This window comes from Myxococcus sp. CA033 (assembly GCF_013336625.1).
Classification (GTDB): domain Bacteria; phylum Myxococcota; class Myxococcia; order Myxococcales; family Myxococcaceae; genus Myxococcus; species Myxococcus llanfairpwllgwyngyllgogerychwyrndrobwllllantysiliogogogochensis.
In genome coordinates, this window is record NZ_JABUMU010000002.1 from 488,191 (window position 1) to 500,407 (window position 12,217).

The following is a 12,217-nucleotide window of genomic DNA, read 5'->3' on the forward strand; positions in this document are numbered from 1 at the left end:
CCCTGACTTGCGCATTCGGAGAGACCCGCACAGGACAGGCGGACGGGGGACACCGCCGCGTCCAGGAAATTCGACCTGGCTTCTCGAGAGCGCCACGAACGAAGACCGTCACGCGGTCCTCGGGCGGGGCCACACACTCATAGAAATTTCATCGTGTCGGCAGAGCGACGCCCTTGCGCGATTGCCTTTACGTGGCTTTCGTCAGACAGCCATCGCAAAGACTCGCGCCTGATGCACGGACGCCACAAATCCATGCGGGCTGGAAGCGGGGAGTCCCGTCACCCCGCCGCGACACGTGACGCGGCGAAGCTCCACGGGCGACTTCAGCCCAGCAGCGGCAAGCCACTCAACGCCGGAGGCTTCCCGCATGACGAAGTCACCCGTCGCGGGGTGGGAGGAGGGCCAGAGGGTGCGGGCCTGGCCCGTTGCGCGTGCGGGCTCGCTCTGCGCGAGCGCTACTTCACGCGTTCAATCTTGTGCTTGCGGCCCTTGATGCGGCCTTCGCTCAAGCGCTGGAAGGCCATCTTCGCCACGCGGCGCGCGACGGCGACGTAGGCGATGTGGTCCTGAATCTCAATCTTGCCGACGTCCGTGGCGGCGAAGCCACCCGCCTCACCCGTCAGCGCGCCGAGGATGTCTCCCGGCCTCATCTTGTCCTTGCGCCCGGCGGAGATGTAGAGCGTCTCCCAATCCGAGCCGAGCGAACCCGGCTTCGACGCCGCGGCCTCCAGCTCCGCCGCGTCGCCCGGCTCCAGCTTCAGGCCCAGCGACTGCTCAATCTCTTCCACCTTGCGCTTGTCGTTCGGCGCCACCAGCGCGATGGCGAGCCCCGTGCGCCCCGCGCGCCCCGTGCGTCCGATGCGATGCACGTACGGCTCCGGCTGGAAGGGCATGTCGAAGTTGACGACGGCGTCGAGCGCCTCCACGTCGATGCCTCGCCCCGCCACGTCCGTGGCGACGAGCACCCGCGTGGTGAGGTTGCGGAACTTCGCCATGACCCGGTCCCGCTCGAACTGCTCCAGGTCCCCCTGGAGCCCGTCCACGCTGACGCCCGCGTCGGAGAGTGCCTTCGTCAGCTCCACCACCGTCGCCTTGTGGTTGCAGAAGACGATGGCGGAGGACGGCTGGTAGAGCCGGAGCACGCGCAGCAACTGCTGGGTCTTGTCCTCGGGCTTCGTGTCGTAGCGGACCTGACGAATCGCGGGCGTGGCCTCGGTGTCCTCCACCGTCACGCGCACGGGGTCCTTCTGGAACGCGCGGCTCAGGGCCGCGATGTCTGGAGGGAACGTCGCGGAGAAGAGCACCGTCTGACGCCGTGACGGCATCGCGCCGATGATGCGCTCCATGTCCTCGCGGAAGCCCATGTCGAGCATCCGGTCCGCCTCGTCCAGCACCACCGTGCCCAGGCGCTTCGTCTCCAGCGCCTCGCGCTCCAGCACATCAATCACCCGGCCGGGCGTCCCCACCGCGATGTGCACGCCCTTCTCCAGCGCCTCCAACTGCGGCCGGATGGGCTGTCCGCCCGCCAGCACCAATATCTGAAGGCCCGGCAGCCGGCGCCCCAGCTTGCGAATCTCTCCCGCCACCTGGGCGCACAGCTCTCGCGTGGGGCAGAGCACCAGCCCCTGCAGGCGTCGGTCCTGGAGCTGGACGTGCTGGAGCATGGGCAGCGCGAAGGCCGCCGTCTTGCCGCTGCCGGTGCGCGCCTGGCCGACCAGGTCCTTGCCCTTGAGCAACACGGGGATGCTCTGCGCCTGGATGGGCGTGGCGGCCTGGAAACCCAGCTCGGCGATGACCTGGAGCAAGGGTGGAGACAGCTCGAGCGTGGCGAAATCCATCAGGGCCTCGATTGAACGGAGGCGCGGAAGGTGCCTCGGAATCCCGGGGCCCTTGTAGCAGCCGTCCGTGGCGGAACAAGCCCCTGTGTCAATGCACCGTCGGGTGCTGGCGCGAGCGCCGCCTGGCTGGACGCAGCCCGCGCTCCAGATGCGCCTTCAGGACGACGGCGCTGTTGTGGTCCTCGTCCCGCGCGCTGAACAGCAGCGTCACGTCTCCCCGTCGGGCCGCCTCGACGAGCGGCTCCAGGGCCTCGCGATGCTCCCGCAGCTCCTGGGCGTACCTGCGCTGGAACTCCTCCCAGCGCGCGGGCTCATGGCCGTACCACTTGCGCAGCTCCGTGCTGGGCGCCACGTCCTTGAGCCAGCCATCCAGCTTCAGGTGGGTCTTCTTGATACCTCGTGGCCACAGTCGCTCGACGAGGAAGCGAGCCCCCTCCGAGTCGTGCGGCTCCAGGTGGTGATACACCCGCTCGATTTGAATCATCGTCCCGTGCTCCCCCGACAGGTGGACGGGCAGGCGCCCTGGCATCCCGCGCTGGCGCCTCGCCGCCGTGCCTCAACATGACGATGCGAGGAGCCCGCCGGAAGCCACGTGGAGGAGCCGGGCGACCCCTGCCCCGGGCGGACCGGGATGGCGGCCAGCGGACATGACCGCCCCGGGAGGTGACGGGCAGACGACGCCCGGTGCGGACCGCGAAGGAACGGTATCCAGCTGAGGCCCGGGTTCTGCGACACTGCGTCCCGTGACCGCCTCCGCCCTCTACCGCGACTGCGCCCGCCTGTTCATGGTGGGCTTTCCTGGGACTCGCATCGACGCCGACCTGGCGGCCCTGATGGATGACGGCGTCTATGGCGCCATCCTCTTCAAGCGCAACGTGGGTACGGCACAGGAGACGGCGACGCTGTGCCGCGAGCTGAAGACGCGCGCGGGTCGGCCCTTCATCCTCTCGGTGGACCAGGAGGGAGGACGGGTGGCGCGGCTGCGCGGGGCGCCGTTCACGGCCCTGCCCCCGATGCGCGAGCTGGGACAGCGCGGGGACGCCCGGTTGGTGGAGCGCGTGGGGCGGCTGCTGGCGCACGAGCTGCGCGCGGTGGGCTTCGACTGGGACTTCGCGCCGGTGCTGGATGTGGACACCAACCCGGCCAATCCCGTCATTGGGGACCGGAGCTTCAGCCGGGACGCGGAGGAGGTGGCGCGGCTGGGTGTGGCGCTCGCGCGGGGCCTGGAGGCCGGCGGCATCGCCTCCTGCGGCAAGCACTTCCCCGGGCATGGGGACACGACCACGGACAGCCACCTGACGCTGCCCAGGCTGGCGCATGATTTGGAGCGGCTGCGGCGTGTGGAGCTGGTGCCCTTCCGGGCCTTCGCGCAGGCGCGGCTGGCCTCGCTGATGACGGCCCATGTCCTGTTCGACGCGCTGGACAAGGGCGTGCCCGCGACGATGAGCGAGCGCGTGCTCACGGGGGTGCTGCGCGAGGAGCTGGGCTTTGACGGCGTGCTCGTCAGCGACGACCTGGAGATGAAGGCCATCGCGGACCACTACACGGTGGAGGAGGCGGCGGTGCAGGGCACGCTCGCGGGCGTGGACCTGTTCCTCGTGTGCCACCACGCGGAGGTGCAGCGTCGCGCCGTCGAGGCCGTGGTGAAGGCGGTGGAGTCCGGCAGGATTCCGCGCGAGCGCATCACCGAGGCGCACCGCAGGCTCGACGTACTCGCCGCGCGCTTCGCGCACCCGGCGGAGGACCGGCTCGCCACCCTGGGGGGCGCCGAGCATCACGCGCTCGCCAAGGGGCTCGACAGCGCCTTCGCGGGCAAGGACCCCACCGAGGTCATGCTCGCGTCTCGCTGAGCGTGACGGCCACGGGCACCACCCCGTGTAGCGGGCCAAGGCCCCCGCCGAGGTCCTGCTCGCGTCTTGAGGAGCCCCACGGGGCACCGGCCCCGTGTAGCGAGCCCAGGCCCCACCAAGGTCATGCTCGCGTCTCGATGAGCGCCACGGGGCACCGGCCCCGTGCACCGAGCAACTAGTGCGGGACCTTGGAGTCCTCGCGTGGAGGAGCATCCCCTGGCTTCGGGGCCGACGTTCCATCCGGCGTGTTCTTCGCGGGCGGGGCCCCCTGGGGCGGTGCGTCCTGCTCCTGCTGCTCCTTCTGAATCGCTGTCGGTGAGCCCGCGGCGATGCCGGGCTCCACACGCGGAGGGACATTGCCCACCGCCGTGGGCGGCAGGTTCGTGCCCACGATGTCCTGCACGGGCGCGATGTCGGGCGTGCCCGAGCCACCCGTTCCCGGGCCGAAGCTGCTCAAGGGCTGCGAGTCATTGGCGACGCCCTGATAGGGGCCGCCCGTCCTGGGAATCTCCCGACGGACGCGCTCTTCCTCCCGGTGACACGCCGTGCCCACCAACGAAGCCACGGCCAGCGCGCCGGGTAGGAGCCAGCGGCGAATGTTTCCCTGGTTCATGTGTCCATCCCTCCGGCGAGCCATTCAGGCCCCAGAGGGATGGATACCCATCCTCGTACGCGGGTGCCGGCGAAGAACCAGCCGTCCGCCCGAGTCGAACCTAGCGCCGCAGCCGAGCGTTGCGGTCCTGCCAGCCCTGCGGCCGGTAACCCCAACCATGGTTGAAGTCAGTCGAGCCACCCTGAATCGCGCCATCCTCGCCACCCAGCCCCTGTGACGTCGGCGCGAAGGTGGCACCCCCCTCGACGCCGTACCGGTCCTCCATCATCTTCCCCTTGTCGTCCCAGAGGGACTTGTTCTGCTGTCCCTCCAGCTTGGGCGTGCGCGGGTCGATGCTGGAACCAATGTCCTTGATGGTGCCGTTGTGGCCCCGGTCCGCGACCATCAACCAGGGCGGGGACTTCTCGGGGTGCACGTTGCCCTGCATGTCCAGGAGCGCATCCGGCTGGATGCCACGCTGAGCGAACGGCCCGCCGCGACTCTCGCCCGGCTGCTTGCCCCCTGTCTCGGGCAGGCCACCGCAGCCCACCGCGCCCATGACACCCACCGTCAACGCCGCCACCTGAGCCCACCGCCGGAAATTCCGCTCGCGCATGTCCCACTCCTCGGATGTCTGTCTTCAAGTCCCCCGCATCCCAGGAGAATGGGCACGTCTGGTGTCCAAACCACGAGGCGGGTACACGGCGGCCGCTTGGGCCGCTTGCTCAGTTACGCCCTCCTCGGCGCTCGCGCACCGTCTTCTTCATGGTCACGGTGGATTGAGACTTCTTCGGGACAGAAGCCCGCGTCTCGCCGCAAATTTTGCGCGGCGAGTCCCTGCTCCCTTGCCTGGTTCAAAGCACCGTGCGTCCGAGCACGAGCATCGTCGCCGCACAGACAGTGCTCCGTGGCGCCTCATCCCCAGATACGGGGACGAGGCTTGAAGCGCCGCGTCCACGCATCTGGGAAGTGGCCGTGCTTCACGGCAGCGCTCTGCTACTTCCGCTTCGCAGCTGACTTCTTCGCGGGAGCGGACTTCTTCGCCGAGGCCCCCTTCTTCGTGGGCGCCTTCTTCGCAGACGCCTTCTTCGCGGAGGTCTTCTTCGCGGGCGTGGCCTTCTTCGCAGACGCCTTCTTCGCGGCTGCCTTCTTCACAGGCGCTGCCTTCTTCGCGGAGGTCTTCTTCGCGGGCCCGGCCTTCTTCGCGGCCGCCTTCTTCACAGGCGCTGCCTTCCTTGCGGAGGTCTTCTTCACAGGCGCTGCCTTCTTCGCGGAGGTCTTCTGCGCGGGCGCCTTCTTCACAGGCGCTGCCTCCTTCGCGGAGGTCTTCTGCGCGGGAGCGGCCTTCTTCTCGGGCGCGGCCTTCACAGGCTCGGCCTTCTTCTCGGAGGCCGGCTTCTTCGCGGGCGCGGCCTTCACAGGCTCGGTCTTCACAGGCTCGGCCTTCTTCTCGGAGGCCGGCTTCTTCGCGGGCGCGGCCTTCTTCTCGGGCGCGGTCGTCACCGCGACAGCCGCCCCGGCCGGCGTCTCATCCTGCGACGCGGCCTTGCTCGCGGGAGCCTTCGTCGCCGCGGACTTCCGCTTCGCGGGCTCGAACTTCGTCACCTGCGCCGGCGCCGTCAACGGAGTGCCCGAGAGCGGAGTGAGTTCATCTACCCACTCCGAGTCCTTCACGGACGCCGCGGGCAGTTCGGGCGCCGCCGCCTCCACATCTAACGCGGACCCGCCCGACACCGGAGCACTCGGCTTCGCCCCCAGCGCGGCGAGGACCTCCACCACATGGCCGTTCACCTTCACCTTCGGCCACACCTGCTTCACCTTGCCGTCCGGTCCAATCAGGAACGTGGCGCGGTTGATGCCCAGGAACTTGCGTCCATACAGCGACTTCTCCCCCCAGACGCCGTAGGCGTCCGACACCTGGTGCTCGGTGTCCGCCAGCAGCGGGAAGGGAAGGTTGAACTTGGTCGCGAACTTGCGATGGCTCGCGGTGCTGTCCGCGGACACGCCGAGCACCACCGCTCCAGCGGCCTCCAGCACCGAGTGCTCGTCGCGGAAGCTGCACGCCTCCACGGTGCATCCGGGAGTGTCATCCTTCGGATAGAAATAGAGGACGACGTTCTTCCCCGCGAGCTGCGAGAGCGTCACGGAGTTGCCGTCCTGGTCCTGAAGCACGAAGTCGGGAGCCGCGTCACCTGCTTGGGGCATGGGCATGCGCGCTCCATAGCCACAAACCCGACGTGTTCTCAATCATCCGTGAGCGACGTCACACGGCGTCAATGCGGCGGACTCCCATGCTCGTGGCCTTCTTCCCCGGGGGGGTGGCTCTTGGCCTCCAGCCGGACCAGGTCCGCGTGACACTGCTCGAGCGCCTTGTGCAGTGGCTCGCGAGTGGCCTCGTCCGACGCCTGTCCCAGCTTCTTCGCCAGCGCCTCGCACGCGGCGCGCTTCACGTCCGCCTCGCTGGTGCCGGGCCCCGTCGCACCGGGGGTCGCCAACGGACGCGGAGGCAGGCTGCCCCGCAGGCCACGAATGGCCGAAAGACGCTTGTCGGCTTCCGGACGCGAGCGTGAGCCGGCGGGCACCTTCTCCAGCGACGCGACCACCGCGTCCCACGCCGGGTCTGTCGGCGGCACGCCCCGGTCCACCAGCGCCTCGTACTGTGCATTGGCTTCCTGGAATTGCTTCTTCCCCGAGTCACACCCGGTGAAGAGGACCCAACAAAACACGAGTGAAAGCGCGGCCGGCAGCGGTCGGAAGGCAGTCCACATGACGCGTAGGTACCTCTTGCTGGCCTCCGGAGGGAAGCGCGGCTAGGGTGCCGCGTCGTGCAGCCCATTCTCCTTGCCTTCCTGCTCGGTCTGTCCCAGGGCCTGCTCCACGCCGTGGGGCCGGACCATTGCGCGGCCGTGGCCACGCTCGGAACCCTGAATGGGGGCCGGCGTCGCGCGGCCATCGCCACCGCCTTCCGCTTCGCGCTGGGGCACGCGGCCATGCTGGGCGGCATCGCCTCCCTGTGCCTCCTGGCCGGCGTGGGCCTGTCCGAGACCTTCGAGCGCTGGGCCGAAATCTTCGGCGGCGCCGTGCTGGTGGCCCTCGCCGTGACGGCGCTGTTGTTCCCCAACAGCCTGAACCACGGCCACCCCCACCTGCCCGGCCACTCCAAGGAGCCGCACGAGCACGTGCACACCGTCAGCACCGCCGCCGGCGCGCTGATGGCTGTCAGCGGCGTGCGTTCGTTGCTGCTCGCCCTGCCCCCGCTGCTCGTCGGCGGAAGCATGAGCCTGGCCGCGTGGACGTACCTGCCCGGCTTCGCGCTGGGCATCCTCATCGGCATGGGCACCGTGGGCCTGCTCTTCGCCGAGGGCCTCACCCGCCTCAACGACCGCATCACCACCTGGGTGCAGCGCGTCGTCGCCGTGGGCTCCGGTGCGCTCGGCCTGTTCTGGATTGGCTCCCGCCTGACGGGCGGCTGAGCTCGAGCTCCAAGCCACCCCGGGCGCCCCAGGCTCCAAGCAGGCGCCCGCCCGGCGACCCGGACGCGCTACGAGCGCTTGTCCAGGATGCCCAGCGCCATCATCGCCACCAGGAAGCCGTAGACGACGTGCTCGGGGCGGTTGGCGAACGCCAGCAGCTCCGCGACGGTGCGGTTGCCGTCAATCTTGGGCAACAGCTCCGCTTCCCACCGCTCCAGCTCCACTTCGTTGAGCTGGTACGCCGGGGCCACCGCGGGGATGAGCCGGTCCTCCGGCTGCAGCAGCCGGCGCAGGCGCTCCGGCTTGTAGAGCTTCTTGATGCCACGGACGATGAGGTTGGCCGGGTGCACGTCCAGCTTGATGGACTCCGAGCTGGCCTTCTCCCGGAAGCTCATCAGATACGTGCCCTCTTCCCACGCGAAGAGCGAGTAGATGACGGCCTTCACCTGCTGGCCCACGTAGTAGAGCCGCTCGGTGTCCTTGAGCAGCCCGCGCTCCACCAGCACGTCGCCCGTGCGCCGGTTCGTCGCTCCCGCCACGGCGGAGGCATCCTGGAGCTGCTCGGGTTTGATCTTCCCCACGCGGACGAGGAACTGCCCGAAGCGGTCCGCCAGCAGGTTGGAGAGGGCGAACACCGGCATGCCCTTCTCGAAGTAGACGACCTTCTTCACCTTGCCGCGCTGGATGCCCAGCTCGCCCGTCTCACGGGAGAGGTAGTAGGCGGTGAGCAACGAGGGCAGGTTGTCCTTCAGCTCGCCCCGGCGGCTGCCCGGCGCGCCCGAGCCCGCGGGAGGAGAGTCCGGCGGATGGCCCGGCGTGGGCCGCCGCACCTGGGTGGCCGGCACCTTCTGCATGGGGCTGGCGGTGAGGTTGGCGCCGCGAATCTCCGCGGTGATGTTGCCGCCACCCGTCACCTTGATGCGGCCCGTCAGCTCCATCACATCCTGGGGGCCCTCCTCCTCCACGTCGATGTCCAGCTCCACCTCGAAGGCGTCCTGGAGGGAGCCGGCGGGCGGGGCCTTCTTTTCCGGAGGGAGGACCTTGGTGACGGCCTCCAGCAGCTTCTGCGCCTCGAACGGCTTCTCGAAGTAGCCGGCGGACTGGTACTTCTGCCGGGCCTCCAGCGCGTGCTTGCCGCCCTTGAAGACGCCGGTGATGAAGAGCAGCGGGAGCTGGGGGTTGTCCTTCCGCAGCGCGTCCGCCAGGTGGTAGCCCATCATGTCCGGCAGCAGGATGTCCAAGACGGCCGCGCCGGGGGGATTGGCCCGAGCGACGTCAACCGCCTGCCTGCCGCGGCTGGCGCCGACGACCTCGTAGCCCGCGTCCTCGAACAGCTGCGTGAGGAGGGAAAGAAGCTCCGGGTTGTCATCGACGACGAGGATTCTGGGGGCGGCCATCGCGGGTCGTACGCTACCAGATGAAGGCGGTGGGGTGGGACAATCTACCCCCGAGTTCCGGTTTCCACGGTGGATGCATCTGTGCGGCGGGGCGGTTAGGGTGACGACCCCGTCATGTCCCTTCGTCACCTTGTCCGCGCCCAGGGCTTGTCTCTGCTGGCCTGCCTCCCCCTCTTGCTGCCCGCCGTCGCCCTCGCCCAGTCATCGGGGGACGGAGGCATCATCATCCCCCTCCCGGACGCATCCACTGGAGAGGGCGGACCCGACCGGGACAACCCGGAAGGGGAGGACGGGACGGGGCGGGTGAACACCGTCTGTCGCAGCAGCGGAGACTGTTCGCCGCGCTTCTCCTGCGAGGACGGAACCTGCCGCTACACGGGGGTGCGCAAGGCGGAGCAGGTGGGTTGCCTGATGGGCGTGGAGGCCGCGCTGGTGATGGTGGGACTGGCCGGCCTGGCCCTCCCCCGGAAGAAGCGTTAGGGGGCGCGCGCATGCGGCTGGGGCTCAAGGCGGACAACCTGCTGGAGCGTGTGGCGGACTGGTTCAACCTGGCCCCCCAACCCCTGGCCCATGCCTTCTTCGGGATGATGGCGTCGCGCACGCTGATGGCGGGCGTGCGGCTGGGCATCTACGGCGCGCTGGCGGACGGCGCGGCCACGTCGGAGGCGCTGGCGGCGCGGCTGAAGCTGTCCCCGGAAGGCACCCGCTCCCTGCTGGAGGCGCTGGTGGCGTGCGAGGCGGTGGAGCGTCAGCGCGACGGCCGCTACCGGCTGGCTTCGCGCTCCAAGCGGTGGCTGGACCCGCGCTCGCCCAAGTACGTGGGCGCCTTCCTGGAGTTCAACTACGCGCAGTGGGACTGGTGGACGGGGCTGGAGGGCGTGGTGCGCTCGGGCGAGGCGGTGGACATCCACGACTTCGCGCCGGAGGACCCGCGCTGGCGCGACTACATCCACGCCATGCATCAGCTCGCCCGGCTGGCGGCCCCGGAAGTAGTCGGCGCCATCCCCCTGCCCCGGGGTGCCAGACACCTGTTGGATTTGGGCGGTGCGCATGGCTGGTTCGCCGCGGAGCTGTGCCTGCGCCACCGGGGCCTCAAGGCCACGGTGCTGGATTTGGAAGGCAGCGTCCGAGTGGGCCGGGACATCATCGCCTCCGCGGGGCTGAGCCACCTGGTCACCCATCAGGCCGGGGACATCCTCTCCGCGGAGCTGGGTGGCCTCTATGACGGCGTGCTGCTGTTCCAGGTGATGCACCACCTGACGCCCGCGCAGAACGTGGCGCTCCTGCGCCGCATCCGCTCCTCGCTGGCCCCCAAGGGGACGCTGGCCGTGCTGGAGTATCTGCGCGAGGACATCCAGGACCCCGCCAGCTCCGCGCCCCTCATCGGCCTGCACTACTTCGTCACCTCCGGCGCTGACGCCTACACGCCCGCGGAGGTGGAGGGCTTCCTCGACGATGCGGGCTACCGCATCGAGAGCAGCCGACCCATCCGAAACCTCCCCCTTCAAACCCTGCTGATCGCCCGACTCGACTGAGCGGTGCCCTGGCGGGCGGGGGGCCGCGCGCCCTTCCCGCTCCCAGGAGCGGTCCAACAGGGTAGCCTTCGCCCCCGTTGCCCATGCTTCCCGAGACACCCCTCACCGCTGACTCGCCCGACGTGGCGCTCGCCGTCGACCTCGACGGGACGCTGGTGCGCACCGACACGCTGCACGAGAACCTGCTCGTGCTCTTCAAGCGCGCGCCGTGGCTGCTCCTGCTGCTGCCCCTGTGGGTGCTCAAGGGCAAGGCGTACTTCAAGGCGGAAGTCGCCCGGCGGGCGGGCCTGGACGCCGCGCAGCTGCCGTACAACGAGGAGCTGCTCGCGTTCCTCCACGAGGAGAAGGCGCGGGGCCGCCGGCTGGTGTTGGCCACGGCGGCGGACCAGCGAATCGCGCAGGCCGTCGCCGCGCACCTGGGAATCTTCGCGGAGATCCACGCCAGCGATGGCACGGTGAACCTCTCCGGCGCGCGCAAGCTGGCGAAGCTGAAGGCCGCGTTGGGCACGTTCGACTACGCGGGCAACGACGCGGTGGACGTGCCGCTGTGGCGCGAGTCGCGAAACATCGTGGTGGTCCACGCGCCGGCGGGCGTGCTCGAGAAGGCCCGGGGACTGGGGCGTCAGGTCCACCGCGTCTTCGAGAGGCCCAAGGTGGGCCCGCGCGTCTGGGTGAAGGCGCTGCGCGTGCACCAGTGGGCGAAGAACGCGCTCGTCTTCGTGCCGGTGCTCGCCGCGCACAAGGCCGCGGCGCCGAATCTGTTGGCCCAGGCGGTGCTGGCCTTCGTGGCGTTCAGCCTGTGCGCGTCCAGCGTGTACGTGCTCAATGACTTGCTGGATTTGGACTCGGACCGGCGGCACCCGACGAAGAAGAAGCGCCCCTTCGCGGCCTGCTCGCTGCCGGTGAGCGTGGGCGTGGTGCTGGCGCCGGTGCTGCTCCTGGCCGGGGCGGCGGTGTGCCTGCTCTTGCCGCCCGCCTTCGCGGCGCTGCTGGCGACGTACTACGCGCTGACGCTGGCGTACTCGCTGCGGCTCAAGCAGGTGGTGATGCTGGACGTGCTGGTGCTGGCGGGCCTGTACACGGTGCGCATCTTCGGCGGCTCGCTGGCGGTGGGCGTGCCCACGTCGAGCTGGCTGCTCATGTTCAGCATGTTCCTGTTCCTGTCGCTCGCGCTGGTGAAGCGGCTGAGCGAGGTGCGCCGGCTGCGGCTGTCCAACGAGACGTCCGCGCATGGGCGCGGGTACCTGGCGCAGGACTACGAGCAGCTCGCCAGCCTGGGCGCGGCGGCGGGCCAGGTGTCCGTGCTGGTGCTGGCGCTGTACATCACGTCAAAGGAAGTGACTGTCTATTACGACCACCCGGAGCGCCTGTGGCTGTTGTGCCCGGTGATGCTCTACTGGGTGGGCCGCATCTGGGTGCTGGCGCATCGCGGGCAGGTGAACGAGGACCCGCTCGTCTTCGCGCTCAAGGACAAGGTGAGCTACGCGGTGGGGCTCGTCTCCGCCCTGGTCTTGTGGGCGGCCACGTGAGAG

At 69.6% G+C, this 12,217-nt stretch carries 12 protein-coding genes; 5 read left to right on the forward strand and 7 right to left on the reverse strand.

What is annotated here, in order from left to right:
- Positions 1 to 455 precede the first annotated feature (455 nt).
- Together dbpA and HUA78_RS07815 are read right to left on the reverse strand one after the other, a co-directional pair.
- Complete coding sequence (dbpA, locus tag HUA78_RS07810) at positions 456 to 1,838, reverse strand: ATP-dependent RNA helicase DbpA (RefSeq protein ID WP_174475992.1); 1,383 nt, start codon at positions 1,836 to 1,838, stop codon at positions 456 to 458.
- 88 nt (positions 1,839 to 1,926) lie between these two features.
- Positions 1,927 to 2,367 (reverse strand): DUF488 domain-containing protein, encoded by a 441-nt coding sequence (locus tag HUA78_RS07815; protein WP_254614143.1) that lies wholly within the window; start codon positions 2,365 to 2,367, stop codon positions 1,927 to 1,929.
- Positions 2,368 to 2,623: 256 nt separating this feature from the next.
- Between HUA78_RS07815 and nagZ the strand changes: the two genes are divergently transcribed.
- On the forward strand, positions 2,624 to 3,688 hold the full coding sequence (nagZ, locus tag HUA78_RS07820) for a beta-N-acetylhexosaminidase (RefSeq protein ID WP_174464878.1): 1,065 nt from the start codon (positions 2,624 to 2,626) through the stop codon (positions 3,686 to 3,688).
- A gap of 175 nt (positions 3,689 to 3,863) precedes the next feature.
- Here nagZ and HUA78_RS07825 read toward each other — a convergent pair whose 3' ends face one another.
- The 4 genes from HUA78_RS07825 to HUA78_RS07840 all read right to left on the reverse strand — a co-directional run bounded on the left by HUA78_RS07825 (position 3,864) and on the right by HUA78_RS07840 (position 7,048).
- Positions 3,864 to 4,301, reverse strand: coding sequence for a hypothetical protein (locus HUA78_RS07825; protein ID WP_174454202.1), 438 nt, complete (start codon positions 4,299 to 4,301; stop codon positions 3,864 to 3,866).
- Positions 4,302 to 4,401: 100 nt separating this feature from the next.
- On the reverse strand, positions 4,402 to 4,896 hold the full coding sequence (locus HUA78_RS07830; protein WP_174475993.1) for a hypothetical protein: 495 nt from the start codon (positions 4,894 to 4,896) through the stop codon (positions 4,402 to 4,404).
- A 380-nt stretch (positions 4,897 to 5,276) separates the two neighbouring features.
- Complete coding sequence (gene bcp / locus HUA78_RS47460; RefSeq protein WP_174475994.1) at positions 5,277 to 6,491, reverse strand: thioredoxin-dependent thiol peroxidase; 1,215 nt, start codon at positions 6,489 to 6,491, stop codon at positions 5,277 to 5,279.
- A gap of 62 nt (positions 6,492 to 6,553) precedes the next feature.
- Entirely contained in the window at positions 6,554 to 7,048 is a 495-nt protein-coding gene (locus tag HUA78_RS07840) for a hypothetical protein (protein WP_174454200.1), read from the reverse strand.
- Positions 7,049 to 7,105: 57 nt separating this feature from the next.
- Here HUA78_RS07840 and HUA78_RS07845 point away from each other — a divergent pair, with 57 nt between their 5' ends.
- On the forward strand, positions 7,106 to 7,753 hold the full coding sequence (locus HUA78_RS07845) for a hypothetical protein (protein ID WP_141641657.1): 648 nt from the start codon (positions 7,106 to 7,108) through the stop codon (positions 7,751 to 7,753).
- A gap of 68 nt (positions 7,754 to 7,821) precedes the next feature.
- Here HUA78_RS07845 and HUA78_RS07850 read toward each other — a convergent pair whose 3' ends face one another.
- Positions 7,822 to 9,150: a response regulator gene (locus tag HUA78_RS07850; protein WP_141641656.1), complete on the reverse strand. Its 1,329-nt coding sequence runs from the start codon at positions 9,148 to 9,150 to the stop codon at positions 7,822 to 7,824.
- Positions 9,151 to 9,264: 114 nt separating this feature from the next.
- Here HUA78_RS07850 and HUA78_RS07855 point away from each other — a divergent pair, with 114 nt between their 5' ends.
- The 3 genes from HUA78_RS07855 (at position 9,265) to HUA78_RS07865 (ending at position 12,214) form a co-directional block, all read left to right on the forward strand.
- The gene (locus tag HUA78_RS07855; protein WP_141641655.1) at positions 9,265 to 9,630 is read left to right on the forward strand and encodes an MXAN_6627.5 family MYXO-CTERM protein; all 366 of its coding nucleotides are present in this window, start codon (positions 9,265 to 9,267) and stop codon (positions 9,628 to 9,630) included.
- 11 nt (positions 9,631 to 9,641) lie between these two features.
- Entirely contained in the window at positions 9,642 to 10,685 is a 1,044-nt protein-coding gene (locus tag HUA78_RS07860) for a methyltransferase (protein WP_141641654.1), read from the forward strand.
- 83 nt (positions 10,686 to 10,768) lie between these two features.
- Positions 10,769 to 12,214, forward strand: coding sequence for a UbiA family prenyltransferase (locus HUA78_RS07865; RefSeq protein ID WP_174475995.1), 1,446 nt, complete (start codon positions 10,769 to 10,771; stop codon positions 12,212 to 12,214).
- Positions 12,215 to 12,217 lie beyond the last annotated feature (3 nt).